At 40.6% G+C, this 25,245-nt stretch carries 26 protein-coding genes; 16 read left to right on the top strand and 10 right to left on the bottom strand.

Going from position 1 to position 25,245, the window contains the following annotated elements:
• Window positions 1–4: 4 nt before the first annotated feature.
• The 4 genes from BM386_RS18425 to BM386_RS18410 form a co-directional block, all read right to left on the bottom strand.
• On the bottom strand, window positions 5–514 hold the full coding sequence (locus BM386_RS18425; protein ID WP_091696947.1) for a YdeI/OmpD-associated family protein: 510 nt from the start codon (window positions 512–514) through the stop codon (window positions 5–7).
• 111 nt (window positions 515–625) lie between these two features.
• On the bottom strand, window positions 626–2,071 hold the full coding sequence (locus BM386_RS18420; RefSeq protein ID WP_091696945.1) for a hybrid sensor histidine kinase/response regulator: 1,446 nt from the start codon (window positions 2,069–2,071) through the stop codon (window positions 626–628).
• 9 nt (window positions 2,072–2,080) lie between these two features.
• Window positions 2,081–2,524, bottom strand: coding sequence for a response regulator (locus tag BM386_RS18415; RefSeq protein ID WP_091697210.1), 444 nt, complete (start codon window positions 2,522–2,524; stop codon window positions 2,081–2,083).
• A 77-nt stretch (window positions 2,525–2,601) separates the two neighbouring features.
• Window positions 2,602–4,056 carry a sensor histidine kinase gene (locus BM386_RS18410; protein ID WP_091696944.1) on the bottom strand — a complete coding sequence of 485 codons (1,455 nt, stop codon included), beginning with the start codon at window positions 4,054–4,056 and terminating at the stop codon, window positions 2,602–2,604.
• A gap of 186 nt (window positions 4,057–4,242) precedes the next feature.
• On the opposite strand from BM386_RS18410, the gene BM386_RS23510 reads away from it, so the two are divergent.
• The 5 genes from BM386_RS23510 to BM386_RS18390 all read left to right on the top strand — a co-directional run bounded on the left by BM386_RS23510 (window position 4,243) and on the right by BM386_RS18390 (window position 7,601).
• Entirely contained in the window at window positions 4,243–4,395 is a 153-nt protein-coding gene (locus tag BM386_RS23510; RefSeq protein ID WP_139235948.1) for a lmo0937 family membrane protein, read from the top strand.
• A gap of 172 nt (window positions 4,396–4,567) precedes the next feature.
• Complete coding sequence (locus tag BM386_RS18405; protein ID WP_091696942.1) at window positions 4,568–4,819, top strand: hypothetical protein; 252 nt, start codon at window positions 4,568–4,570, stop codon at window positions 4,817–4,819.
• A gap of 102 nt (window positions 4,820–4,921) precedes the next feature.
• Window positions 4,922–5,326, top strand: coding sequence for a response regulator (locus BM386_RS18400; protein ID WP_139235947.1), 405 nt, complete (start codon window positions 4,922–4,924; stop codon window positions 5,324–5,326).
• A gap of 3 nt (window positions 5,327–5,329) precedes the next feature.
• On the top strand, window positions 5,330–6,742 hold the full coding sequence (locus BM386_RS18395) for a sigma-54-dependent transcriptional regulator (protein ID WP_091696939.1): 1,413 nt from the start codon (window positions 5,330–5,332) through the stop codon (window positions 6,740–6,742).
• A gap of 367 nt (window positions 6,743–7,109) precedes the next feature.
• On the top strand, window positions 7,110–7,601 hold the full coding sequence (locus BM386_RS18390) for a Dps family protein (protein ID WP_091696937.1): 492 nt from the start codon (window positions 7,110–7,112) through the stop codon (window positions 7,599–7,601).
• A 98-nt stretch (window positions 7,602–7,699) separates the two neighbouring features.
• Here BM386_RS18390 and BM386_RS18385 read toward each other — a convergent pair whose 3' ends face one another.
• Complete coding sequence (locus tag BM386_RS18385; protein WP_091696935.1) at window positions 7,700–8,317, bottom strand: 2OG-Fe(II) oxygenase; 618 nt, start codon at window positions 8,315–8,317, stop codon at window positions 7,700–7,702.
• Window positions 8,318–8,574: 257 nt separating this feature from the next.
• Window positions 8,575–9,603, bottom strand: coding sequence for a sugar phosphate isomerase/epimerase family protein (locus tag BM386_RS18380; protein ID WP_091696933.1), 1,029 nt, complete (start codon window positions 9,601–9,603; stop codon window positions 8,575–8,577).
• Between the two features lie 89 nt (window positions 9,604–9,692).
• Between BM386_RS18380 and arfB the strand changes: the two genes are divergently transcribed.
• Window positions 9,693–10,178 (top strand): alternative ribosome rescue aminoacyl-tRNA hydrolase ArfB, encoded by a 486-nt coding sequence (arfB, locus tag BM386_RS18375; protein ID WP_425285314.1) that lies wholly within the window; start codon window positions 9,693–9,695, stop codon window positions 10,176–10,178.
• A 77-nt stretch (window positions 10,179–10,255) separates the two neighbouring features.
• Here arfB and BM386_RS18370 read toward each other — a convergent pair whose 3' ends face one another.
• Window positions 10,256–10,645, bottom strand: a complete 390-nt coding sequence (locus BM386_RS18370) for a hypothetical protein (protein ID WP_091696932.1) — start codon at window positions 10,643–10,645, stop codon at window positions 10,256–10,258.
• 103 nt (window positions 10,646–10,748) lie between these two features.
• Window positions 10,749–11,573, bottom strand: a complete 825-nt coding sequence (locus BM386_RS18365) for a PAS domain-containing protein (RefSeq protein WP_091696930.1) — start codon at window positions 11,571–11,573, stop codon at window positions 10,749–10,751.
• Between the two features lie 487 nt (window positions 11,574–12,060).
• Here BM386_RS18365 and BM386_RS18355 point away from each other — a divergent pair, with 487 nt between their 5' ends.
• Window positions 12,061–13,311, top strand: coding sequence for a protoporphyrinogen/coproporphyrinogen oxidase (locus tag BM386_RS18355; protein ID WP_091696927.1), 1,251 nt, complete (start codon window positions 12,061–12,063; stop codon window positions 13,309–13,311).
• Window positions 13,312–13,398: 87 nt separating this feature from the next.
• The gene (locus tag BM386_RS18350; protein ID WP_091697207.1) at window positions 13,399–13,740 is read left to right on the top strand and encodes a zinc ribbon domain-containing protein YjdM; all 342 of its coding nucleotides are present in this window, start codon (window positions 13,399–13,401) and stop codon (window positions 13,738–13,740) included.
• A 117-nt stretch (window positions 13,741–13,857) separates the two neighbouring features.
• On the opposite strand, the gene BM386_RS18345 is transcribed toward BM386_RS18350, so the two are convergent.
• Entirely contained in the window at window positions 13,858–14,784 is a 927-nt protein-coding gene (locus BM386_RS18345; RefSeq protein WP_091696925.1) for a ThuA domain-containing protein, read from the bottom strand.
• Window positions 14,785–14,864: 80 nt separating this feature from the next.
• On the opposite strand from BM386_RS18345, the gene BM386_RS18340 reads away from it, so the two are divergent.
• The 5 genes from BM386_RS18340 to BM386_RS18320 all read left to right on the top strand — a co-directional run bounded on the left by BM386_RS18340 (window position 14,865) and on the right by BM386_RS18320 (window position 21,165).
• Entirely contained in the window at window positions 14,865–15,833 is a 969-nt protein-coding gene (locus BM386_RS18340) for a DUF6807 domain-containing protein (RefSeq protein ID WP_091696923.1), read from the top strand.
• A gap of 115 nt (window positions 15,834–15,948) precedes the next feature.
• A complete protein-coding gene (locus BM386_RS18335) occupies window positions 15,949–17,319 on the top strand; it encodes a Gfo/Idh/MocA family protein (RefSeq protein ID WP_091697205.1) in 1,371 nt (456 codons plus the stop codon).
• A 12-nt stretch (window positions 17,320–17,331) separates the two neighbouring features.
• On the top strand, window positions 17,332–18,702 hold the full coding sequence (locus BM386_RS18330; RefSeq protein ID WP_244545561.1) for a putative oxidoreductase C-terminal domain-containing protein: 1,371 nt from the start codon (window positions 17,332–17,334) through the stop codon (window positions 18,700–18,702).
• Between the two features lie 46 nt (window positions 18,703–18,748).
• Window positions 18,749–20,155, top strand: coding sequence for an NAD-dependent epimerase/dehydratase family protein (locus BM386_RS18325; protein WP_091696921.1), 1,407 nt, complete (start codon window positions 18,749–18,751; stop codon window positions 20,153–20,155).
• Window positions 20,156–20,211: 56 nt separating this feature from the next.
• Window positions 20,212–21,165 (top strand): aldo/keto reductase, encoded by a 954-nt coding sequence (locus BM386_RS18320; protein WP_091696920.1) that lies wholly within the window; start codon window positions 20,212–20,214, stop codon window positions 21,163–21,165.
• 224 nt (window positions 21,166–21,389) lie between these two features.
• Here the strand turns inward: BM386_RS18320 and trpF are convergent, their stop codons facing one another.
• Window positions 21,390–22,010: a phosphoribosylanthranilate isomerase gene (gene trpF, locus BM386_RS18315; RefSeq protein WP_091696918.1), complete on the bottom strand. Its 621-nt coding sequence runs from the start codon at window positions 22,008–22,010 to the stop codon at window positions 21,390–21,392.
• Window positions 22,011–22,140: 130 nt separating this feature from the next.
• Here trpF and BM386_RS18310 point away from each other — a divergent pair, with 130 nt between their 5' ends.
• The 3 genes from BM386_RS18310 to rpe are packed head-to-tail and all read left to right on the top strand — an operon-like array spanning window position 22,141 to window position 25,166.
• Window positions 22,141–22,800, top strand: a complete 660-nt coding sequence (locus BM386_RS18310) for a hypothetical protein (RefSeq protein ID WP_091696917.1) — start codon at window positions 22,141–22,143, stop codon at window positions 22,798–22,800.
• On the top strand, window positions 22,787–24,451 hold the full coding sequence (locus tag BM386_RS18305; protein ID WP_091696915.1) for a S8 family serine peptidase: 1,665 nt from the start codon (window positions 22,787–22,789) through the stop codon (window positions 24,449–24,451). The genes BM386_RS18310 and BM386_RS18305 overlap by 14 nt, the downstream gene beginning before the upstream one ends.
• A 55-nt stretch (window positions 24,452–24,506) precedes the next feature.
• A complete protein-coding gene (rpe, locus tag BM386_RS18300; RefSeq protein ID WP_091696913.1) occupies window positions 24,507–25,166 on the top strand; it encodes a ribulose-phosphate 3-epimerase in 660 nt (219 codons plus the stop codon).
• Window positions 25,167–25,245 lie beyond the last annotated feature (79 nt).

Here is a 25,245-nt window from a genome sequence, read left to right as displayed (position 1 = left end):
TTTCCTATAACTTATTGTAATATTTAATCAATTCGTTGAGTTGCTTGTAGTCTAGCTTACCTTTTGTCAGCTTAAGATGATGAATAATTGCCAAAGCTTTCCTCATTCTGCTTTCGGGGTTTTTGACTTTGGTGACGGTATAGACCATCATACGCTGCTTTCCTGGGGTTAGCTTTTTGAAATAATCAGCTCCTTCCTCATCCTGATCCATCAGCACTTGGAGTTCCTCGGGCATTTCGTGGCCATATTCGCTGTGATCCCGATCAATTTTAACAGAGAAACCCTGCATTTCATCCAATTTGAAACGGCTTCGGAGTTCCTTATTGATCAGTACATACCAATAGTCCTTTGCCTTCATCAATGCCATATGGTATGGTCCTTCTTCATTTATCCAAATCAAAACCCGCCGATGCTTTTTATCCATCATTTGGGAGGAGATGTCATCAGGAATTGGAATGTGGTGTTGCCAATGGTTAAACTCGAATGCTGCTAATTTGCCTTGAAATGCTATCATTAAGATCCAACTTGGTTTGAGGAGATATGCTGATTTCTGTCCAAAGATTATTATAAAAAATCCTCTCAACTTTCAGGTTTGAGAGGATTAGAAATTTCTGACTGTTAAGTCTTAACCCGGGAGGTTGAAGGTGATCAAGAATGAGGTTCCTTTTCCGACTTCGCTTTTTACCCGAATAGCTCCTCCGTGACTTAGTATTATATTCTGCGTGTTGGTAAGCCCAAGCCCTGATCCGGTAGATTTACTGGTAAAAAAGGGCTCAAACAAGCGCTCTAGGTTTTCTTTTGGAATACCTTCACCATTATCCCTGATTTCAATTCTACATTGATTTTCCTTAATGGAAGTTTTCAATAGAAGTTTTCCGCCTTTCTCTGGGATAGCTTCTATTGCATTTACAATGAGATTTATCAATGCGATTTTTATCTTTTCTCCATCTACATTGATGTCGCAAATATCTGTTTGATAGTTTTTTTGGATAGTCACTCCTTTAAACTCAATTCGGTCATTGACATGCTCCAGGGCTTCGTCCAATAAGGTATTTATGGAGTGACTCTTTGAATCTAACTCTGTAAATCGTGTACTGTCCAACAACTGAGTAACCAGGTGGTTGATCCGGTCGCAATTCCTGCGGATTACGTCTATCAGATCACCGCTTTCTACCAGGACTGACTCAGGAAGCTCCATATGAAGCTGGTCAGCAGAAAGTAGAATGGTGGTAAGCGGGTTTTTTACCTCATGTGCCAAAAGCCTGGCTATTCGGCCGGTAGAGGAGAATTTCTTTAAATTGAGATCTTCTTCCTCTTTGGCTTTGATAGCGCTGAGATCTTTGATCAACACTTGATAGATACTTACATCCTGCTTCACAATACTGATCAGACTGTTGATGGAATGCCCGTGGTCAATGGTCAACAGGGATTCCATGTCATACATCTCCTGATTGTTGAAAAAGAAGTCATCAAGCTCTTGTCGGGAGGATTCTTCTGGAAGCAAATTTTTGAAATAAAAGCTTTTATCGGAGTTTGGATCGTAAGCTTTTGCACCAAATTTTTTCTGAAACGCCGGATTTACCTCCAAGATTTCGCCTTGGTCATCCATGAGCAGAAACGGATCCGTGGCCAGTTCGAAAATAGATCGGAATTTCACGGCTGCGCTCGCCAGTGACTCCATCAACTGCGCATCCCGAATGGCGTATCTGAGCGTTCTGTCCAGTGTCTGAGCGTCAAATTCACCTTTGACCAGATAATCCGAAACTCCCAGATTAAGCGCTTCTTTGTCGATGTTGCCAGTGCTCATACCAGTGAGCATTATTACTGGTGCGTGTTTTCTGACAACTTTTATTTCGCGGATTAGCTCCAATCCTGTGTCCTTGCCTAAGCGGTAATCGACTAAAAATAAGTCGAAGTTCTTGCCCAACTTTGGAATAGCCTCCTCCAAACTTGTAGCACCTTCCAGCTCGTAGGTAGTATCAGTGATTTTTTTGAGCAGACTAGAGGCCAGAATGAAATCATCCGGATCATCATCCACGTAGAGTATTTTTATTTTTTTTCCGCTAAACATAGTTCTCAATTAGTCGGGCAACAGGACCGTTTTAGACCAATAATTTTCAATTTCTTCAGTGACTTTGATTAATTCCTCGAATGACCCAGGCTTGGTGATATAGCTACTTGACCCCATTTTGTAGGTGGTTTGTATATCATCAATATTGCTTGAGGTAGTGAAAATAATGACTGGGATAGACTTTAGGTCTTCACTGCTTTTGATTTCAGCCAGTGCCTCTTTGCCTCCTTTTTTTGGCATATTGAGATCCAGGAGAATAATATCAGGCCGGGGGTATTTCAACAGATCGTTGTAAGGAGCTACCCGGCGCAGGTAATTCAAAAGCGCGTCGCCATCTTCTACACAGGTGACTTTTTCCTTTGGTAGTGTTCTCTCAAAGGCTTTTAAAATCAATAATTTATCATCTTCATCGTCTTCTGCGACTAGGATTTGGATGGGTTTCTCGAAGGACATGAGCATAAAGTCTTTGACGAATGAGGGTTAGATTCTGATGAAAAGATAAGTATGATTTTGATATATATAATGCACTCCTAATTATCTCGGAGATTACGACTTGTGAATGGTAGTATGATGTTAAAGGTGGCGCCACTTGAGGGGCTGCTGTCAGCATAAATTACCCCTCCGTTTTTCTCGATGATTTTGCGTGTGATCGAAAGACCTATGCCTGTTCCATCGTATTCTTTCTTTCCGTGTAACCTCTGGAAGATAGAAAAAATTCGTTCTGCATATTCTTTTTTAAATCCTATCCCATTGTCACTTACTTTGATCAAGTGATATTTTTGGTCAGTATCGAGTGTTGAAAATTTATTAATCAGAGCTGAACTAGCTTCCTCAGAAGTGATATTGATTTCTGGTTTTGTATCTGGTTTTGAGAATTTTAGGGAATTTGAAATCAAGTTTTGAAACACCTGACGATATTCTGTTTCTGCCCCATATACTTTTGGTAGTTTCCCTACTGTTATTTTTGCGTCTTTATCTTGAATTGCTACTTCCACATCTTCAAGCATTTCTGCGACGATTTTGGAGAGTTTTACTGCTTTTATTTTGTCATGCTCGATTTTACCTGCTCTGCTATATTCTAAAAGGTCAGTGATTAATCGCCTCATCCGAAGTGCAGCTGCTGTGATACGATTGAGATATAGATCTCCGTCTCCTTCCAATTTACCAGCATATTGTTCTTTGAGTAAGTCCGAAAATGCGGTGATTTTGCGAAGAGGTTCCTGCAGATCATGAGAAGCAACATAGGCGAATTGCTCCAGTTCTTTGTTCGAATTATCCAAGAGCTCTATCTGATCTTTTAGCTTTTCCTGGAATTTGGACCTTTCTGTATCCGCTGCTATTTGAGCTTTGTTGTATTGATAGATGGAAAAGAAGGTGACCAAACCAATGGTGATTGAAAAAACAGAAATAAGACCTACTATAAACGGAAGCGCGTTGATGTTATTTGTCAAGCTTTTAGTGCGATCCTGGAAAAGATTGTTTTCAACATCATTAATCCGTAAAACCACATTTTTGATCATTGTATAGCCGCTGAGCGCATTGTTGGCTTTAGACGGATCAAGAAAGCCTTCTAAATCTCCATGCTCCTTCATATAGGCAATGGTTGCATCAAAAGTTCTAACTCTGGCATTAATCAAGCCTCTGAGTTCTTCAAAATTATTTTGCTGTACGGCATTGTCCTCAGTTAGACCCTGTAGCTGAGACAATAACACATCCGCATCTATATTGGATTGGGAGTAGTTGGTTAAAAATTCTTCCTTACCGGTGATGACATACCCTCGGATATTACTTTCTCTTTCCAGAATACTTGAATACAATTCGTCCGTACGCTGTAGCACGTCGGAAGTATGCATGACTGCATTAGTATAATATTCTATCCTGCCAGCTGTCCAATAGGAAATGCCACTGCCAACTACAATCAGTATCAAGGTGACTATTGAATATATTTTTACTTGGCGGATGGAGGGGTTTTTATCATTTTCCATAGTGTTTTCCCTGATTTGGGGAATTTGTTACTCAGTAAAGCAAGGTTTTTTTAAAAGATTTCTTAAATATCTATTTTCAAAGGGTTATTTGGGCCAATAGGGGGCGATTTTATTTATTTAGGCTAAAAGGGCATACCAGTTGAGTTAGTAGGTATAAACTAATTAACCAACCTAAACAACAAAACTATGAGTTCTTTATTGTATTTCATCGCAGTCATTCTCCTTATCGGCTGGCTAGTCGGAGTATTTGCTTACAGCGTAGGAGGATTAATCCACATTCTTCTTGTTCTAGCTATAATTGCCGTAATCTTCCGTTTGATTTCAGGTCGCTCGGTATAGGGTAGAAATCAAAGCTTTCTAAAAGCTAATTAATATAAACCCTAATGGGCTTTTGTAGTTAGAAAAGAATAGAAGATGAATTTCAGGTTGATTGCAAAATCTAATTGCTCACAGTTCCAAAATTCATTATCTAGAATTAAAAATTCTTATAACCATTAAAATTATAAACATCATGACTAAATCAGCAGTAAATAAAACTCTTTGGCTAAGCGGATTGGTAACCGGAGCTTTAGTAGGGGCTTATCTATACAAAAACAAAGATGATTTTGGCCCACAAAAAGAGAAATTGAACAGCCTATTAGGTGATTTCCAAGGTATCCTAGGGGATATTAAGACAAAATTCCTAGAAGCAAAATCAGAAGGATTGGAAGCAACTAAGTCGGCGCTCCAATCAGCAAAAGATAAGGTAGAAAAAGTGAAGTGAAATAGGTTTAGAATTTGAAAGGGTGTGGCTCTTTGCCACACCTTTTCTTTCAGTATTCCCAATTTTACAGTTAATATTTAAAAACAATGAATTTAACCAGGGTTGAGGCGATTAGAAGAAGATGTGATGAATAAAAAACTAATACTAGTTATAGATGATGAGCCTGAGATAAGATCACTTTTGTCCAGATTTTTGGGTAGGAAAGGTTTTTCTGTTCTTGCTGCGGGCACACTTGTCGAAGGCCGACGATTGTTTGACCAATCTAAACCTCAATTAGTCTTCTTGGATGTCAACCTTCCTGATGGTAATGGATTAAATGAATTGAAATACATTAATTCTAGTGATTTCCAATCCAAAGTGATCATGATGAGCGCCTTTGATCATAATGAGGTGAAAATGGAAGCTATAGAAAATGGCGCCTTAGACTTCCTCAGTAAACCCTTTAACATTGCTCGATTGGATCAGGTAGTCCAGAGCCAGTTAGTGAACACCCCCAACACCAATTAAACCATGGCTAAAATACTAGTAATAGACGATAACATAGATATTTGTCAGCTTTTAGAAAGGTTTCTGACAAAGAAGGGCTACGATGTAGAAACTACTATTTCAGGAAAAAACGGTCTTGATATGGTCAAAAAGACCTTTTTTGACCTTATTTTTTGTGATTTCAAGCTGAGAGATATGGAAGGCAGAGATGTCTTGATGAAAGTAAGAGAAATTTCTCCCGGTACTCAAGTGGCAATAATCACGGGCTATGCAGATGTGAAAATTGCTGTAGAAGTAATCAAAAACGGTGCTTTTGACTATGTAACCAAACCGTTGATACCAGATGAAATCATCAACTTGATAGAACGAGCTCTGGCAGCTTCAAAAGCAAGTAAATCAAATACCGAAACTTTCTCAAAGGCAAACAACCTAAAGAAAGATTCAAACCAAAAGACTACAAAACCTGATAATAAATTCCTCAAAGGCTCTGGTGCCGAGTCAAAGAAACTTTATAAAGAAGTTGCTTTAGTCGCTCCGACCAGCCTCAGCGTGGTGATTTACGGTGAAAGTGGAGCAGGTAAGGAAAATATAGCGCGTACGATCCATGATCAGAGTGAGCGTGCAGGGAAGCCCTTCATTGCAGTTGACTGTGGTGCACTGACCAAAGAACTTGCGGGCAGTGAGCTCTGGGGGCATGAAAAAGGAGCTTTTACAGGCGCTCTTTCAGATAAACCTGGGCAGTTTGAATTAGCTGACGGAGGGACAATCTTTTTGGATGAGATCGCCAATTTATCTTATGAAACCCAGGTTGGTTTGCTGCGCTTAGTGCAGGAGCGAAAGCTGAGAAGAATAGGAGGAACCAAAGATAAATCCATTGATGTACGAATCTTAGTAGCGTCCAATGAGGATCTGCGCAAGGCAGTATCCGAAGGTAAATTCAGAGAGGATCTCTATTTTAGATTCAACGAATTCAGCATAACTGTTCCTCCTTTGAGGCATAGAACTGCTGATATCGAGGCATTTGCCTATCACTTCTTGGAGCTTTCTAATGCCGAACTGAATAAAAAGGTGTTTGGTTTTGACGAGCAAGTGATGGATGTGTTTAAAGAATATCCTTGGCCGGGCAACTTGAGAGAGATGCTGAATGTGATTCGAAGAGCAACTTTGTTGAGCGACGGCGGTAAAATGTCAGTTTCGGCTCTTCCGCCTGAATTAGTTTATTCTAAGAAATTTAACTTTTCTGACTCCGATTCTGATAGCAGTGATACCAAAACGCATAAGATGTCATTAAACCTTAAGGATGCAGCCGCTGAGGCTGAGGCTGAAGTACTGAAAAAGGTTTTGGAAGAAGTCAAGTACAACAGAACTCAAGCAGCAAAGCAATTGGGTATCGACCGGAAGACACTCTTCAATAAAATGAAGCAATACGATTTGTAGCGGAAAGTTGTATACATTCACCCACCAAGCCCGAGCCTCAGGTTCGGGCTTTTTAATGCCCTTAACTATCTATGCTTTAACCTAAAATCTCAGGCTAACATAGAATTTTTTGTCATCGTAAATCGCAGCCTTTACCTATTTTTCATGAGCCATTATTCAACAGATTGGGGAATTTTTTACGGGGCGTTTTCACATCTTCACAGAGCAGACCAGCAGCATTATGTATATAATCTTCGCTTGAAATGAAAATTATCAAAATACTATTGGTCTCCTTCAGTCTAAGACCTTTGTTCCTTTTGAAGCGCTGATCATGGCATGCGTCTTGGTTTAATAGAAGTATAATTTTAAACTTAAACTAAACCACACAATGAATACTCAAGATAAAGCAACACTCGGAAATCATTTGAAATTGGATAACAAAGCCATGAAAAATGTGTCAGATAAGATGAATGATCTACTTTCTGATTATCATGTCTTTTACCAAAATGTCAGAGGTTTTCATTGGAATGTAAAAGGTGAGAACTTTTTTGACTTGCATGAAAAATTTGAAGAGCTATACACTCAGTTGTATGAAAATATAGATGAGCTGGCAGAGCGAATCGTGACCATTGGTTTTAAGCCCCTTCATGCTTATTCAGATTATCTGAAAAATACGATCCATAAGGAAATCACGGATGTGTCAAATGGTGATGGATGTGTGAAGCACGTAATTGATGGATTGGGAAATCTGGCCCAATCTCATAGAAAAGCTGCAAAGTTGGCTGAAGAAGCTGATGATATAGCCACAGCAGATTTGTTGACGAGATTCGTAGGCGATCTGGAGAAGAGAATGTGGATGTTTACCATGTTTTCTAAATAATTCGTAAAAGTTTTAAACCCGAATGTAAAAGGCCGCAGCATGAGTTGCGGTCTTTTGTTTATTTGATGGATTTACGAAGAAGTTGTTGAAGGAAACAGCTAGTTTTTAAACCAGGCGGCTATACTTTTTCTTTCCTTAGTATGTGAGGGCTGAACCTCATGTTCCATTTCATCACTTCGGAAAAATACAATTCGGCCTCCAATAGGAGAGATGTTTTGGGTTTCGCCTGACTCAGGGTATAACGATAACTGCCCCCCATCCTCATCCTGCCAATCCTGATTTAGGTAAACGATAATTGAGAACTTTCTTCCTTTCTCACTCTTGAATTGGTCAATATGACGCTTGTAGAAACTCATTTTCTCATAATTCGAATAATGGCTTTCAAAGCTTTTGATGGAGGTGAAGCAGGTTTTATTCAGATGATCAATGAATTTTCCCACTTTTTTAAGATAAATGATTTCAAATGGATTGATACTACTCTCCTGAATCCAATTTATTTTATCACCTCTTATAGCATGATCCTGCTTAGTGATGGTCGCATTTCCGACTCCTGCACGTTTCATTTTTCCAGATTCTGCGAGATGTTGAATGGTGTCTCTTAGGCCGATTACGGTGCTAGGTAGTAGAAAGTCATTGCTACATCCATATTTATTATCAATGAGGCCCTGAATTAGCTCTTCGAATTGTTTTCGATCTTGAATCTCTTGTTCTTCCATGTTGTACTAGATTATTGATTAGCCAAGCACGTTGAGTTCCAAAATGAGCTGCCGAAAGTACACTAATAAAATGCTAATTCAATTTTATTTTGAAGTAATAAGTGGGGCAGTTTTTCTAAGGATTAAAGCGGGGGAAATCACTGAAAAATAATTTTGTTGGCACTTATTTTTTTCTTACGCAAATAAAAAGCGGCAGTGGATGCTGCCGCTTCAAAAAATAGGTTGAAAAGCTTAGTATTGAAAACAAAATTTCATATCTAACCTAGTGCCTTTTCGCAAAATTCAACGCATTTCTGAACTTCTTTTACAGCATCAGATCCCTCGGGTACCTGATACTCTAACTCTATGGTTGCTGGGAATTTATACTTGTTTTTTGCCATCAGATTTAAAAGTTCCGGGATGGGTGTATCGCCAGTTCCCCAGGGTAAGTTGCCTTTCCCATTTGCAGGTGTTTGTCTATCCTTAGTATGCATGCTGAGGATGTGACGATGTTGTTTTTCAATCAAAGGAATTAAGTCCGTATTTCCCGCTGCGATGTAATGACCAGCGTCCAGATTTAAGCCATTTCGTTTGCTTTGCGTCAGCGCAGTGTCCCAGAATGTAAAAGTCTCCTGCTCATGCCCGTGATAGCCAACAGACATCTTATGCTTTTCTCCCATTTTGCCTAGCCTGAGTGTATGTTCATCATTAGATGGATGCTCAAGGGTGACATGTGAAGCTCCCAGTGCTTTAGCGGCTGTCATTCCATAGGCGATTTCCTCATCCGATGCATTTCTTCCAAAAGCATTTGGCTTAAAGGCATAAATAGTTACTCCTGCATCCTTATACATTTTCCGCAGCTTCTCAAATGGAGCCGTTCCCACCTTATTTCTCCATGCTGCAACTTCTTTGGAATAGGCTTCAGTCTGTTGATTCAAATCTTCCAATTTGCTCTTTTCTTCAGTTGTAAGTTCATCACCTTTTCTCTGTTTAGCTCTTAGCGGGTACATTTCCTGCATATTCACTGGATTGCCAGGCTTGCCTGCAAAAGACTCAGCAGGATCCCCCATGAGTTCAATGGCAGAAAGCCCAGCGTCCAGCACATACTTAAGCGTGGCTTCGGCACTCTGATCGGGCATGGATCTGAATGAATAGGTGATGCAGCCTATTTGCACTCCATTGATCAAAGAGTTAGGTTTGTTGTAAGACTTGATCAGTGCGGGAGCGCCTTGAAGCCAAGACGGCGCCAAAGCTAGTCCACTTACTCCTAATGCCGATTTTATCAGGAATTCTCTTCTATTTTGCATGGTTTGTTGGGTTTCGTTGTTAAGTCAGTCTTCAAATTAGTATATACTTTCTCTTTTTTGGCGAAAAGTTTACGCCTAATTTTATTTTCATGCTGATTGGTCAAAAATCAGTATGGAAAGTGTTGCTGATGAACAATAGAGAGATGAACTACGGAGAGAAAAATATAGATGAACGAATAAAGCGAGGGGACTTCCGTACTGAGCTTCAGTTCATTACTTCCAGAAGCGGTGGGGCAGGAGGACAAAACGTCAACAAAGTGGAAACCAAAGTTCAGTTGAAATTTGATATTCCTAATTCCGCCCAGCTTAGTGAAGAAGAAAAGTCAATGCTGCTAGAAAAGCTGAGTTCTAAAACTGATCAGGAAGGAGTTCTCCAATTGCAATCCCAGGAAAAGCGCTCTCAAATTCAAAATAAGGAATTGGTTATCAGGAAGTTCGAGGATTTGCTTCGCAAAGCTTTTTTCAAGAAACGGGTAAGAAAAGCAACTAAGCCTTCCAAGGGAGCTATCGAAAAACGACTTAAAGCCAAGAAAAATCAGGCTGAAAAAAAATCAAATAGAAGTTGGAAAGAGTAGAAGGGAAGTAGTCACTTCATACAGTTTGGTTCAGTAACTAAACCTGTTTTGGTAAATCATGCTAGCGGTAATACCTATTAAAATTCTTTTATTAGAAGCGTGTAATTTTTGGTAGAATCTGGCTTGTAGATCTGAATAGGGTGATTTCCTCCTGGTGTTATGATTCGTAAAGAGTAAATCGGTTCTGTATTTAGGACTATTTCATTCTCATCCTGTCTATACAGAAGCTTATTGTTTCTTGCTGTTTTATCTAAAAAACTACCTGTACTATCGAACTGCCTAAGCTGTGCCGAATTGTCCCAAGAGTTTATCGATGGAAGCGTATCTTGCCAGCTATTCAATCCTTGGATTTCTTCTAACGAGGGCAGTGACAAATTGAAGTCGTATTTATTTGAGCTTATGGATTGAGAGAGCGCAGGTAAGGCTGTCGCCAAAGTGAATAAAAGGTAGGATAAAAACTTTTTCATTTCTATTGATTTATAAGAGGATATAAAATTACAACAATAGTTTACACATAGGCTAAGCAACGGGAATTCATAGATTTAGGTTTCAATCTGATTAGCTCCAGGTTTATGGTTCTGTGGTCATTTTCTGGGAAATGTCTTTTAATGCTTGATCCAGCTCTTCACCAGAGCTTTTGAGGTGGTTGATCAGCTCGGTCTTTTCGGAAGATGCCAAATCCACAGCCTTAACCAATTCGATGATGCCAAGGATTCTTGCCAATGGAGCCCGTACCAGATGAGATTGATCCGAGGCTAACTCCTGCAGATGTTTGTTTTTGGACTCCAGAGACTTCAAAAAATTCTCCTGTTCGGTGATGTTCTGGAAAGCCGCCAAGTAGCCAGTTAATTGGCCTTTTTTGTCTTTCAAGGCAATTCCATAGACTTTAATGATCGTCGTGTTCCCTTCTTTATTTTTTAGATGTTTTTTAACAATAAATCCGCCCTCAGCTTTTTTTTCTCTTATCACATTCATCTTATCCAGGTCATCCTCCAAATACTTTTCCGGCGTAAGGTCCAGGATATTTTTCCCAATTACTTCTTTAGCAGCGTAGCCTGTGATTTGCAAAACATTTGGACTGGCATAAGTGAAGTTTCCCGCTTTATCAATTTTTAGAATCCCAAGATTCGGGTTGGTAAACAGCAACTCCAACTCTTGTTTGCCTCCGTTGATTTGGTCGTATAGTCGCCTGATCAAATAGTAAAGCAGCATTCCAGATAGGAAAACGTATAGACAGCCCTTTATAAGTTGAAATCGAGACATCTCTTGGACATCATCGCTGAAGATGCTGTTAACCAGTACATCACTGAAGAATATCCAGCAGGCACCCACTATCATGTATATGAGTGTGATGGCCCAGGGTTTATTGATTAAGGAGGGTTTGATTTTGCTCATGAGATATCAACAGGAAGACTATAACTAGCATTAGGTTATAGATTATCGTGCTATAAACTCATCAATATAGTTATTATTTTTTGTCAAAAATGATTTTATCTTTTGTTGATTGACATATGGTAGTAGTAATAGTCCGAGAACACTTGATTTTGCCGATGATTATTTTATCAGAGAAGCTTGAATTAGTTCAAACTCTCCAAGACCTGCCTTATCAGCTCATTCTTGTCACCACCTGGAATCCGTCGAGCTACGATTACCAGCTTATTTTCCTGATCCAGTTAATCATGTTTTACCTGCTTTTTTAAGTTGAATTCTATTTTGATAAAACCGCAACAAATTGTTTCTATTTTTGTGAAGCTTGAAAATTTTAATTCCAGAACAGTCAGATTGTTCCAGAATATTTCAAACAAAGCAATCTTCGCTGAGTTAACACTGAATACCCTTACCAAAATTATTTTTGAAAGTTTTTATCAAATACAATCAGTACATGAAAGAGCAAAATGTCTATATAATTGGTGCCGGAATTGCAGGTTTGGTGGCAGCCATTGAACTTGAGAAGGCAGGTTTTTCACCGGTTATTTTGGAAGGGAGTGATAGCGTAGGAGGTAGGATAAAAACAGATTTAGTGGATGGTTTCCTTTTAGATCATGGATTTCAGGTGCTGTTGACAGCCTATCCTGAAGTGAAAAAATACCTAGATCTATCCGAATTAAACCTAAAGTATTTCGAACCTGGTGCGATAGTGTTTGGAGAGAAAGAAACATTTATTATCTCAGACCCCTTACGCAATCCACTCAAAGTGGTTAGCATGGCCTTTTCTCATGTAGGTACTTTCTTGGACAAAGTTAGAATGTTCAACCTTACCCAAATGCTCAAGAATAAGTCGATCGATGAAATTTTCAATGAGCCGTCTATGACTACCCATAAGTATTTGATTGACTATGGATTTTCAGATCAGATCATTACAAACTTCTTCAAGCCTTTTTTTCGCGGGATATTTTTGGAAAAGGATTTAAAAACCTCTTCTAGAATGTTTGAGTTTGTGTTTAAGATGTTTTCCCAGGGGCTGGGCGGGATTCCTGCAAAAGGAATGATAGAGGTTCCGAATATGCTTAGAAAGCAATTGAAGCGTACAGAATTCAGATTTAATACGAAAGTGTCCAGTTTACTGGGCCAGCAGATTCAGCTGGAGGATGGGCAGACCTTGGATGCTGATCGAATAATAGTCGCTACACAGCCTGATAAAATTATGAAGCAATTGCAAGGACAATTTGCCCCATCCAGATCAGTGATTACCCTGTATTTTTCCCTTCAAAAGTCATTTATGAATAGGGCTATGCTAGGTTTGGTTCCAGGAGATAATCACCTGATCAATAACTTGGTCTTTATGAGTGATGTATCATCAGCATATTCAACCAATGGAAGAGCCTTGTTGTCTGTTTCTGTTTTAAATTCTCATCTTAAAGAGAAGGAGTTGATTAAAGCAGTTCAAACTGAATTAGAAACCCTGTCAAGGATCAATGCGGAGTATTTCAAGTTTGTAAAGTCCTATTACATAGACTACGCTATTCCCACCGTTGAAGATATGAAGGGAACCATTCCATTCACCGAAACGAAGATTTCTGATCATGTTTTTCTTGCAGGGGATTACCTGCTAAATGGTTCGATCAACGCCGCAATGGCATCTGGACGCATAGCTGCAGAGGCTGTAGTTCATAGTTTTACGCCAGTTTATTGAGTTAAAAAATAAATGGGTTTGGGCTTGGTCAACCCTTACTTAATTCCCTTTCCGTCTCCTAAAGAGAATTTCCTTTATCTTCGCGGCATGGAAAATATACCTCCTTGTCCCGCCTGCAACTCGCCTTATGGCTATGAGTTAGATGAAAAGTTGATCTGCCCAGAATGTAGTTTTGAGTGGAAATACAATGATGTTGAGGAAGAAGTAGAAGAAGGACTCGTAGTCAAAGATTCTAATGGTGCTTTATTAGCAGATGGGGATTCAGTGACCATTATAAAAGACCTTCCGGTGAAAGGAGCTCCCAAACCAATTAAGGCTGGCACCAAAGTAAAAAGTATTCGTCTGGTAGAAGGAGATCACAATATCGACTGTAAGATCGATGGATTTGGCTCGATGGCACTGAAAAGTGAATTTGTGAAGAAAGCTTAGGGATTTCGGGTTTCGGAACTTTGATTTCGGATTTAATAGAAAAAAAGCCCAGTAATTTAACTCACATACAGTTCAATTACTGGACTTTCAAATTTTAAATTTCAAACTTCAAATTTTTCAATTTCCAATAGGCGTTTCATCCACTTTCACATCTCCAGCTACATACTGAAGTGCATCCAGGAAGTAGGCGAGGACCGCAGCATTTTCGAAGCTTTGGGCATTGTGGGAAGTGGAAATATACATCGCTCTTCCTTTGCCATCTTTTCTGATCCAGGACACATAAGTTTTACCTGAGGTTTTCTCCTGACCTTTTCTCTGGCCTTCGATTTCCGCATTGTTGAAGTAAGTCAGGGGATGAAAGTCCAATTCTTCGTAAGCATTCTTGTAGAAGTATGGCTCGTCCACATGATTGAATCCTTCTGCGGGAAGTGACTTGGTCAAGGGATGAGAAGGATCTTCAATTCTCACTTGGAAACCTTGCTGCTTGGTGTGGTAATCGAAGCTACCGCCTATAAGTTTGGAGAACTCCATGGAGTTGTTCAGCATGGTGTTTCCTCCATGTACCACGAGAATTCCTCCTCCTTTTTTCACGTATTGAATGATGTTGTTTTCCAGTTCGCTGGCTTTTTTCCAAACGGCTACACTATCCATAGAGGCGTCTTCACTGAAGACATCTACAAAGAGATTTCTGTAGTCACCCTTCGCATTGGTATTGTTGAAAACCACTGCGTCAAATTCTTTCAATTTGTCCTTTTCCATCATTGCGATGTCAGTGCTGCCAGTCACTTCAAAAGCACCACTTTTCTCCCCTAAGATTTCGATCATTGCCTGAGTGTGGGGATTTACCCAGTGCCAGAAGCCTGTGTGGAGTGAAAAAACCAGGATTTTCTTTTTCTTTTTGAATGGGAAATTGGCTTTTTCAGGAGCTAACTCCTCGATTTTGTCTTTCCATGCTTGATCCAACGGAATCTCTTTTGGGTTTTGGGCAAGGGCGAAATTGACAGAAGCTAGGAAAACGATTCCGTAGATAATAATCTTCTTCATGGGGTAATTGGATGAATGGGTTAGTCGATAATTTAGAATTCTATATCTTTAAAATTCGATCCCAATAACCTGAATTTTATATGATATTCAAAAGAATTTTCTGCTTACCAGCACTTTACCTATGTTTAATAGTGTCGGTTTACGCGCAAAAAGTATCCTTAAAAGAGACAACTAACGGAATTGATTTCGTGATTGATAATCAGCCTGTTTTGACCTATCAAACTGCTGTGGAAGACGTTCCTGAAGACGTGAAAAAAGATTTTGCAAAATCTGGGTTTATTCATCCATTAACTTCTCCATCCGGGCAAGTTCTCACTAGAATTCAGCCAAAGGACCATTATCACCACTATGGAATATGGGGTCCTTGGACCCGTGCGACCATCTCTGGACGCGAGGTTGACTTTTGGAATTTGGGTGACGGGAAGGGAAGAGTGGATTTTTCTCATGTGCTTTCCAAAAAAGAAGCAGGTGGAGCAGCAGAGCTAAATGTACGTCAGAATCATATCGACCTCAAGGCTCCAGATAACGAAAGAATTGCTATCGAAGAAGATCTTCGTATCAAAGTAAAGCCAGCGGACAAAGGGCGCTACATGGTAGATTATACAAGCACCATTGAAACCAAAATTCCGGGCGGGATTCTTCTGGATGATTACCGCTATGGTGGGGGAATCGGTTTCCGTGCGACTGATAAATGGGGAAAGGCTAACAGCACCATTCTCACTTCAGAGGGCGATGCGCGTAAAACTGCAGATGGCACCAATGCCCGATGGGTCATCGTACAAGGTGAAACTGAGGATGTCTCTGGAGAAAGCGGTATCTTGTTTTTGAGCCATAACACCAATAAAGCCTTTCCTGAACCCCTTCGCGTTTGGCCGGAAGACCAGTACAATGGAGAAGGAAATGTATTTATAGAATTTACTCCTATCCGTCATGAGTCCTGGGAACTGAAGCAAAATCAACGCTACGCGCTAAAATACCGAATGATTGTCTATGACGGTAAAATGACAAAAGAGGAAGCAGAAGCGTACTGGAGAGCGTTTGTTAAGTAACAGAAAAAAAAATCAGCAATGCTTTCAGTTCTAGTAGGTATGGAAGCTTTTGTTACCCAGAAAAACCAATACTTTACCTGCATAAACTATACCCGCATAAATAACCCTTATGAAGATGAAAAGAAGAGAATTCATTAAGAACAGCGCCCTTGCAAGTGCAGCGATAGGATTTCCTACGATAGTGCCAGCATCGGTTTTTGGAAAAAATGCTCCTAGCAATAAAATCAACATTGGACAAATAGGCTGTGGTAGAATTGCACGTGATCATGATTTGCCTGGCGTAATGCGTCATGAGGTAGCACGCGTAATCGCAGTTTCTGATTTGGATAGTAACCGTATGGCTGATGGCAAAAAGTTGGTGGAAGATTACTACACCAAGAAAATGGGATCAGCTTACCTGGATGTCAGGCAATATGGAGACTACAAAGAAATGCTTCAGAATAAGGATATTGATGCGATTGTAATCAGTACTCCAGATCACTGGCACTCTCAGCCGGCTATGGAAGCTTCTTTGGCGGGGAAGCATGTCTATGTACAAAAACCTACTTCTTTGACTATCCGAGAAGGTCGTCAGCTGGTTGATGCGGTCAAAAAATCGGGTACTGTTCTTCAGCTCGGTACCCAGCAGCGTTCAAGCGAGCAGTTTAGAATCGCTGCAGAATTGGTGAGAAATGGTAGAATCGGTAAGCTTCATACAGTTAAAGTAGGTTTGCCAGGCGATCCAGCTGGCCCAGAAGCGGATCCTATGCCAGTTCCTTCCAATTTGAACTATGACATGTGGCTAGGGTCAACCCCAGAAGTCCCTTACACAGAGATTGGTGTGCATCCGCAAAGAGGATACGGCCGTCCGGGATGGTTGAGGTTGGAGCAGTTCGGTGCGGGAATGATCACTGGATGGGGACAGCACCACTACGATTCTGCAGCTTGGGGAATGGACACGGAGCTTACAGGTCCACGATACATTCAGGCAGTGGCTGAGTTTCCTCAGTCTGGTCTGTGGAATGTGCATGGGGACTTTATGGCAAAAGCTGAATACGACAATGGCATCACCATGTACACCAGTGGTGGCTATCCAAACGGTATTCGTTACGAAGGTACGGAAGGATGGATCTGGGTTTCCAGAGGTAGCTATGTGGCTTCTGCATCTGATCCGGTGGCAAAAGGGAATAGTGCTAAAGCGCTGGATGCTTCAGATCCCAAAATTTTGCAATCAGTAATCGGCCCAGATGAGATTCAGTTGATCAGAAGTGATGAGCATCATGGCAACTGGCTGGGAGCTATTCAGGGAAATAATGAATTGCTTTCCCCGGTAGAAATCGGCCATCGTTCCTGTTCAGTATGTCTTGTGACGCACATCTCCATGAAGCTTGGAAGAAAACTGGAGTGGGATGCTGCTGCTGAAAAGTTTATCAATGATGATGAGGCAAATGCAATGTTGGAAAGACCGCAGCGTGCGCCTTATGGTACTAATTATGTGAAAGTTTAATTATAGAATATTTTGAAAAATACTGCTCTAGTAGCTTTGGCCGCAGGTATTTTGTTTTCCTGCGAAAATAAAGAAACTGTGACTGAAGCTCCTAAATCCACCGCTGAGATTACGATAATGTCCCTAGACCCGGGACATTTTCATGCCGGATTGATCCATAAATCCATGTATCCTCAGGTGGATTCTACAGTTTATGTGTTTGCACCGGAAGGAGCTGAGCTCAAGGATCATATGAATCGCCTTTCCGGCTACAACAACCGGGAAGAAAATCCAACCGCCTGGAGCTTGCAGGTAAGTACTGGTGATGATTATTTGGAACAAATGATCTCCACCAAGCCTGGCAATGTGATGATGGTGGCAGGGAAAAATGATCGTAAGATTGATTATATATCCACGGCTATTTCCAACGGGATCCATGTCTATGCGGACAAGCCGTTGGTGATCAATAAAGAAGGATTCAAGAAGCTGATCAATGCCTTTGAGGAGGCGGAGCAAAATGATTTGCTTCTCTATGACATCATGACCGAGCGCTTTGAAATCAGTACAATTTTGCAAAAAGAGCTTTCTATGGTTCCTGAGGTTTTCGGAGAATTAGAAAAAGGCTCACCTGAAAACCCAGCAATTACTAAGGAATCTGTTCACCATTTCTTCAAGTATGTTTCCGGAAACCCTCTGATTAGGCCGGATTGGTTCTTCGACACGGATGTAGAAGGGACAGGAATTGTGGACGTGACAACTCACTTAGTGGATTTGATCCAATGGGAGGCTTTTCCTGGCGTGACTTTGGATACTTCTGATGTGCAGATGCAGACTGCCAAACTTTGGGCAACGGAGATGGATTTGGAACAATTCAAGCAGGTTACAGGGAAGGAAGAGTTCTCTGATTTCTTGCAGAAAAATGTATCCGATGGGAAATTGAGTGTCAATAGCAACGGTGAGATGAACTACACCTTGAAGGGGGTTCATTCCAAAGTGAGTGTAATCTGGAATTTTCAAGCACCGGAAGGAGCGGCCGATACACATTATAGCATGATGCGTGGTAGCAAAGCCAATCTGATTATTCAACAAGGTGCAAATGAGAATTATGTAGCCACATTATATGTGGAGCTTCTGGATGGGCAGGATGAAGCGCTGGCTAGCTTGGTAAAAGAAAAACTTCAGGATCGCTTTCCAGGATTAGATCTAGAGAAAATCAGTGATGGAAAATACAAAGTGATCATCCCTGAGAAATACCATAATGGGCATGAAGCGCACTTTGCACAAGTTACAGAGAAGTATTTGGAGTATTTCACCAACAAAAATATGCCGGCATGGGAAGTGCCAAATATGATCGTGAAGTATTTCACTACCACAGAAGCTTTAGAAAAAGCTCAAGAAAACTAAGCATATCCTGAACAGTAACACCAATTAATAGGTTGGTTAGTTAATTATGGAATTAACTGATCAACCTATTACTGTTTCAAAACCTACCGTAGCAATTGCCGGAGCCGGTGGCTATGTGGGACGCTGGTTTATTCATCATTTCCGTCACAAATACAATATTATAGCCCTTAGCCGCAAGAAGGTAAAGGATAATCCTTATCCGGAAGTTACTTGGAAGCAGGTGGAACTTTATTCGATCTCCAGTACGACAGAAGTGCTTAGAAATGTAGATGTTGCTATTTATTTGGTTCATTCCATGAATGCATCTACTCGGCTAAATCAAGGTAGTTTTGAGGACACAGATCTCTTACTTGCAGATAATTTCAGTAGGGCTGCCCATCTTAATAAAGTAAAGCAAATCATCTATTTGGGAGGTCTTTTGCCTAAGGAGACAGGCGAGAAGTTGTCCCGGCATCTCAAAAGTCGCCTGGAAGTGGAGCAAACGCTTGGATCAAGATCTGCCAAATTAACAGCTATCCGTGCATCGATCATTGTTGGGCCGGGAGGATCGTCCTTTGATATGATCAAAAATTTGGTCAAGAACTTGCCCGTGCTGATGTGTCCTCAGTGGACAGAATCTCTTACCCAGCCTATTTCTTTGCGCGATACTCTTGATATTATTGATACCTGTGTAGGCAATGAAAATGTCTATGGGAAAGCTATCGAGATAGGAAATCCAGAAGTGATTTCCTACCGGAAAATGCTCGAATTAACCGCCGAGGAATTAGGCAAGAAGCGTTTGGTGTTTTCTGTCCCAGTATTTTCTTTAGGTCTCTCCAAACTTTGGGTAGGTTTTTTTGGTGAGTCGCCACCGCAATTGGTTTCGCCTTTGGTAGAAAGTCTCAGGCATACCTTGACCGTGTCAGAAGAGTTGAAGTTTCAGGAGAAAGCCATTGATTACCTGAGTTACAAAGAATCAGTTAGGGAGGCGTTGGATTCTACGATTGAGCTGCAAAATCCAACTTTTCATCCCCAGGATAAGGTCAAGAATACGGTTCGTAGTATTCAGCGTATGGCAAACCCTCAGGGAGATACTGCCACTTGGGTGGCTCAGCGCTATAATATTTGGCTACCTACCTTCTTTAAGTTTTGGATCAATGGGAAAATGCTGGAAAGTGGTGAAATTGTATTTTACCTGCTTTGGACGAAGAAGCCCATGTTGGAATTGACCTTAATTCCAGATCGAAGCGAGGTGAATCGACAGCTATTCTATATTTCAGGTGGATGGCTGGTGAAAAGATTTGACCATGGATGGTTAGAGTTTCGGGGAGTTCTGGACAATCGCTATATTATATCCGCTATTCACGAGTTTGTTCCTAGATTGCCTTGGTTGATTTATGTAAACACCCAAGCGCGGATTCACCTGTGGGTGATGAATCGGTTTAAGAAATATTTAGCAAATAGATTGAATTAATTTTCCTGAGATTTACTTGATAATAGACTCAAACAAACGATTAAAATTTTTATACGATGAAACATTTAAGTTTTAAAAACGGAGATAAACTTCCGATCCTAGGTTTAGGAACATGGAAAAGCAAGCCGGGGGAAGTTTCTCAGGCAGTTTATTGGGCTATTGAGGCAGGCTATAGACATATAGATTGTGCGGCTGTTTACCAAAATGAAAATGAAGTAGGAGAGGGAATTGCCAAGGCAATTTCCGAAGGATTGGTAAAGCGAGAGGAGCTATTTGTCACTTCCAAGCTTTGGAACAATTCCCATAAAAAAGATCAGGTGTTGCCAGCTTTACAGAAATCACTTTCTGACCTCAAGCTGGACTATGTTGATTTGTATCTGGTTCACTGGCCAATTGCTTTTAAGGCTGGTGTAGGCTTTCCGAAGGAAAGAGATGACTTTTATACCTATGAGGAAGTCTCTATCTCGGAGACTTGGGAAGCCATGCAAAAAGTAAAGGAACAAGGTTTTGCAAAACACATAGGTGTTTCAAATTTCAATCAGAATAAGTTGAATGAAATTCTCGAAGTGGGCGGACAGCAGCCAGAAATGAATCAAGTGGAGATGCAACCCTATCTACCGCAGGAAGGGTTGGTGGATTTTTGCACGGAGCATGGAATCTTGATGACTGCTTATTCACCGCTGGGATCTCCTGATTCCCGGGCAGAAAGGCATGAAAATGACCCTAAATTATTGGAAGACCCTGTCATCAAAGAGATTGCTAACAAACATAAAGTGGGCGCTGGACAGATCCTGATTGCCTGGTCTATCGCCAGAGAAATTGCCGTTATACCTAAGTCTGTGAATCAGGAGCGAATCATTGGTAATTTGGCCGCCGCCAAAATCAGCCTGGATGATCACGACATGATGGAACTTCGGGATATAGGAATCAGCCATAGATTTATTGACGGTTCCTTTTTCACAGGGGACAACAGTCCATATGAATCATCTGACTTATTTGATCCGGCTTAAGGATTAAGTTTTAGAAGTAAAAAAGGCTACTGGATTTGATCCAATAGCCTTTTTGTTTGATTTGCCAATTTACTAATAAGAATAACAGATTTTTAGCCAGTAAGGAGTCTAAAGCAATATAGGATATGTTAAACTATTGAATTGAGGCCGCTTCGGTCATCTGTCTCCCAACAAGATTAGCAAAGGATTTAGGTAACTGGCATCATTTCGAATAACCATAAAACCTAATCTTCAACTTCTAAAGCTTCGAGAATATCCGCCAACTCATCAAAGTCCTTAAGACCCGGTTTGATTTCATCTCCTCCAGTGAGAGAGATACCATAGAGATTCAACTCTTCGATCAGTTCCTGCACATTTTCGGCAGAAATACCCGCGCTTAAAATCACCCGGCAATGCTCACTTATTAGTTTTATTCCCTTTTTATCCTCTTCATTCAGCTCTTCATGAATAGAAGTGATATGGAAAATAATTCCAGATTCATTGAGTTTCTCAGCTACTTCGAGTTCAATATGACGAACCTCTTCTAAATCCATTTTATAAATCAAGCCAAAACCCTTGCCTTCCAGCGCTACCAAAGGCTCTATTCTATCGTGCTCGATCCACTTTACAGTTGGATAGCTATCTAAGGTGCTTAAGACTTGCTCTGAATCGTAGCTTAGAAATTCTCCGACGAACTCCAGACCGGAAACCCAGCCCGTAATTTCGCTGAATTGAGTAGCTGTGATATATTTATCTGATTCTGCTTCCAGAGAAAAACCCAGTAAGTCCACATACATACCGGAGCAATATCGGGCATCAGAAAGGTTTGTGATGCCACTTATTTTTACAAAAGTGCTTAAAGCCATGGTTGAAATTTTGAAGCCGCTAAGTTAAACAGGATGATTGGCTAGAAAAAAGTATTTCGAAACTGTATGCATCTGGACTTAGACTATCTTTAGGAAAATCCTAGTATTTTTAGTCATTGAATAGTGTCAAATGAAAAGAAAGCTACCTCTTATAATATTTATTTTACTTGTGCTTTTTGCTTCTTGTGATAGAGAAATAGAAGAGCCGAAGAGTAACTTGGGCTTTGATTTTCAGCCATTGGAGGTAGGATTGTTTTGGATTTATGAAGTGGGTCAAACCATCTATTTTGGTGAAAATGATTTTGAACAAGAGACATTTTTCTACAGGGATCGGATTAGGAGCTTTTATATTAATGCAGAAGGAGAGCAGGTTTTTATTGTGAATCGCTCCAAATCCTCAGATCAGTCGAGTTGGAGTTCCCTAGTAGAATACACACTCATTCAGCGAGATCTAGCATTGGTTCGCACGATTGATAACCAACCCTTGGTTACCTTGGTTTTCCCTCCTAAAGACGGAGCAATATGGAATGGCAACATCTACAGAGATGATGTGGCCGATGATTTTGAATTAATTTCTTCGGGAAATTCTATTCGTGTCAATCAGGAGGCAAGTGACGATGAGGTGACGTATAGAGATATCCGATATGAGTTATATGAACAAGGAATAGGCATGGTGGAAAAGTACGATGAAGTATTGACGTACTGTTCCAGAAATGATTGCCTGGGTGATATGCTGATTGATTCAGGGTCTAAAGTTCACATGAAATTGAGCGATTATGGAAAAAATTAAATTTTTAGCTTTTGTGTTACTGGGAATGCTTTTATCTGGCAGTATAGCTGCTCAGGATCGCTATGCAGTATTTTATAAGTACAAACCGCAAGAGAGTCTTTCTCTAGAAAGACCAGATGAGTTTCTTTCGGCAAAAGCTTTAGCCCGGAGAGTTAAAGAAGGCGTTGCGCCGGATAGTTTGGACCTTCCTGTTGCTCAGAAATATGTGGATGCGGTTTACGAAAAGTCCAATTATATCCTTTATTCCAGCAAATGGTTTAATGCTACTTTATTGGTAACAGACGCTACTCAAGTCAAGGAATTGGAAGCACTGCCGTTTGTAGATAGAGTAGAGTTGGTAGGAAGGGGATTTATCCCAAGTCCAAATGCACGGGTTGGGAAAAGAATTTTTGCCTCAGTTACTAATAGATTTTGTCCTCCAGAAGCAGGAAGCGCTAGAGTATTAACGACAAATGAAGAGACCTACGATTTTCAGAATAACTTATTGGGTATAGATATCATGCATGGAGAAGGCTTCACTGGCAAAGGAATTACTATTGCTGTATTTGATGCCGGATTCCCTGGTGCTCAAACGGCAAGTTCTTTGGCACACCTTCAAACCAACGGGCAAATAATCGCAACAAGGGATTTTGTGCGACCGTGGAATGAAGATGTATATTCTGATAATCAACATGGTACGAATGTATTGTCCCTTATTGCCTCCAACGAGCCAGGTAAACTAGTTGCTGGGGCTCCTGATGCAGATTATATCCTATCCATGACTGAGGAAATTGCTACCGAATATTGGGTGGAAGAATACAACTGGGTGAGAGCTGCTGAATATGCAGACAGCTTAGGAACAGATATAATCAGCAGCTCTGTGGGTTATTGGGATTTTGATGATCCTGAGATGAACTATACACTAGAAGAGTTGGATGGGGAAACGACCATTATAGCACGAGGGGCAAGCATAGCTGCAAGTAAGGGGGTTCTAGTTGTCAATAGCTCCGGGAATTACGGGCCAGGAGAATCTACATTAACTTCTCCTTCAGATGCAAAAGGAATTCTAGCGATAGGTTCGGTAAATAAAGAATTGAATGTTGCTAATTCAAGTTCACGGGGACCTACTGGCGATGGAAGAATAAAGCCAGAATTAGCGGCGTTGGGACAGGGAGCTGCTTTGATTCGCTCAGATGGCAGTCAAGGCTTTTCGAATGGCACTTCTTTTTCTGCCCCTCAGATTACTGCATTGGCGGCTGGACTCTGGGAAGCCAAACCAGAATGGAAAAAGGATCAATTGATTGAGGCCTTATTGAATAGTGGAACGCAGGCAGATGAACCAGATAATATATTAGGTTATGGCATTCCTAATTTCTTTCGAGCTTACTATGGAGAGATTCTCGCCGTGGAGGATAATGAAGAGACTTTGGCTTGGAGCGTGTATCCTAATCCTGTAATTGGTGATCAATTAAATATCTATTTCGGAAATAGTCTGCATGCAGAGTTTACCCTAATTGATCTAAATGGTCGAGCTCTGGAAAATGAAACTTTGAATAGAGCAAGTCCTAAAGAACCTTTCCAAATCTTACTTCAAGGAGTGAAACCAGGGTTCTATGTGATTCAGATGCAAGACGGAGCTTTGATCAAACAAAGCAAATTAATCAGACAATAGCTCTTTACACATTCATCCTAACTTTGCCTCTTTTAACACCACTAAAAACAAACAAATGTCCTTACTAATTGCCCCATCTATCTTAGCAGCTGATTTCTCAAATCTCCAACGAGAAGTAGAAATGCTGAATACCTCGGCTGCGGACTACATACACGTGGATATTATGGATGGTGTATTTGTTCCCAATATTTCATTTGGTATTCCGGTGATAGAAGCGATACAGCGTCATGCCCAGAAACCATTGGATGTGCATTTGATGATAGTAAATCCGGATAATTATCTGGAAGCTTTTAAAAATGCTGGAGCAGCTGTGATTTCAGTTCATTATGAAGCCTGCACTCATTTGCATAGAACACTCCAGGCTATTCATAGCCTAGGGGCAAAAGCCGGAGTTGCCATCAATCCTCATACTCCGGTGGAGTTACTTTCAGATGTAATTCAGGATGTGGATTTAGTCTGTATGATGTCAGTTAATCCGGGATTTGGCGGACAGAAGTTTATTGAAAACACGTATTCGAAGGTGTCCCGGCTGAAGGATTTAATTTTGGCTAAAGGAGCAGCAACTAAAATTGAGATTGATGGGGGAGTCAACCTCGATAATGCACCGAAATTGCTTGCCGCAGGAGCTGATGTATTAGTTGCAGGAAGTTTTGTATTCAATTCAGCTGATCCAATCCAAACCATCAATCAACTAAAGAGCATTGAAGTAGTTTGAAATTCTGACAAGCCATTTATCATAAAAAATCTTAAAAAGTGGCCGTAAATCTTGAATTTTTGGGATCTGAGTTTTTTAT

It is taken from the genome of Algoriphagus locisalis, from assembly GCF_900116615.1.
GTDB classification, from domain to species: domain Bacteria; phylum Bacteroidota; class Bacteroidia; order Cytophagales; family Cyclobacteriaceae; genus Algoriphagus; species Algoriphagus locisalis.
The sequence above is the reverse complement of the archived record's forward strand: the minus strand, read 5'-3'. Positions and strand labels throughout refer to the sequence as shown.

Coding starts and splice junctions, on each gene's coding strand:
- BM386_RS18340 (WP_091696923.1), top strand. CDS start 14,865: ATGATATTCAAAAGAATTTTCTGCTTACCAGCACTTTACCTATGTTTA.
- arfB (WP_425285314.1), top strand. CDS start 9,693: ATGCTGATTGGTCAAAAATCAGTATGGAAAGTGTTGCTGATGAACAAT.
- BM386_RS18405 (WP_091696942.1), top strand. CDS start 4,568: ATGACTAAATCAGCAGTAAATAAAACTCTTTGGCTAAGCGGATTGGTA.
- BM386_RS18310 (WP_091696917.1), top strand. CDS start 22,141: ATGAAAAGAAAGCTACCTCTTATAATATTTATTTTACTTGTGCTTTTT.
- BM386_RS18380 (WP_091696933.1), bottom strand. CDS start 9,603: ATGCAAAATAGAAGAGAATTCCTGATAAAATCGGCATTAGGAGTAAGT.
- BM386_RS18305 (WP_091696915.1), top strand. CDS start 22,787: ATGGAAAAAATTAAATTTTTAGCTTTTGTGTTACTGGGAATGCTTTTA.
- BM386_RS23510 (WP_139235948.1), top strand. CDS start 4,243: ATGAGTTCTTTATTGTATTTCATCGCAGTCATTCTCCTTATCGGCTGG.
- BM386_RS18410 (WP_091696944.1), bottom strand. CDS start 4,056: ATGGAAAATGATAAAAACCCCTCCATCCGCCAAGTAAAAATATATTCA.
- BM386_RS18320 (WP_091696920.1), top strand. CDS start 20,212: ATGAAACATTTAAGTTTTAAAAACGGAGATAAACTTCCGATCCTAGGT.
- BM386_RS18390 (WP_091696937.1), top strand. CDS start 7,110: ATGAATACTCAAGATAAAGCAACACTCGGAAATCATTTGAAATTGGAT.
- BM386_RS18370 (WP_091696932.1), bottom strand. CDS start 10,645: ATGAAAAAGTTTTTATCCTACCTTTTATTCACTTTGGCGACAGCCTTA.
- BM386_RS18325 (WP_091696921.1), top strand. CDS start 18,749: ATGGAATTAACTGATCAACCTATTACTGTTTCAAAACCTACCGTAGCA.
- BM386_RS18420 (WP_091696945.1), bottom strand. CDS start 2,071: ATGTTTAGCGGAAAAAAAATAAAAATACTCTACGTGGATGATGATCCG.
- BM386_RS18345 (WP_091696925.1), bottom strand. CDS start 14,784: ATGAAGAAGATTATTATCTACGGAATCGTTTTCCTAGCTTCTGTCAAT.
- BM386_RS18415 (WP_091697210.1), bottom strand. CDS start 2,524: ATGTCCTTCGAGAAACCCATCCAAATCCTAGTCGCAGAAGACGATGAA.
- rpe (WP_091696913.1), top strand. CDS start 24,507: ATGTCCTTACTAATTGCCCCATCTATCTTAGCAGCTGATTTCTCAAAT.
- BM386_RS18355 (WP_091696927.1), top strand. CDS start 12,061: ATGAAAGAGCAAAATGTCTATATAATTGGTGCCGGAATTGCAGGTTTG.
- BM386_RS18335 (WP_091697205.1), top strand. CDS start 15,949: ATGAAAAGAAGAGAATTCATTAAGAACAGCGCCCTTGCAAGTGCAGCG.
- trpF (WP_091696918.1), bottom strand. CDS start 22,010: ATGGCTTTAAGCACTTTTGTAAAAATAAGTGGCATCACAAACCTTTCT.
- BM386_RS18365 (WP_091696930.1), bottom strand. CDS start 11,573: ATGAGCAAAATCAAACCCTCCTTAATCAATAAACCCTGGGCCATCACA.
- BM386_RS18395 (WP_091696939.1), top strand. CDS start 5,330: ATGGCTAAAATACTAGTAATAGACGATAACATAGATATTTGTCAGCTT.
- BM386_RS18350 (WP_091697207.1), top strand. CDS start 13,399: ATGGAAAATATACCTCCTTGTCCCGCCTGCAACTCGCCTTATGGCTAT.
- BM386_RS18385 (WP_091696935.1), bottom strand. CDS start 8,317: ATGGAAGAACAAGAGATTCAAGATCGAAAACAATTCGAAGAGCTAATT.
- BM386_RS18425 (WP_091696947.1), bottom strand. CDS start 514: ATGATAGCATTTCAAGGCAAATTAGCAGCATTCGAGTTTAACCATTGG.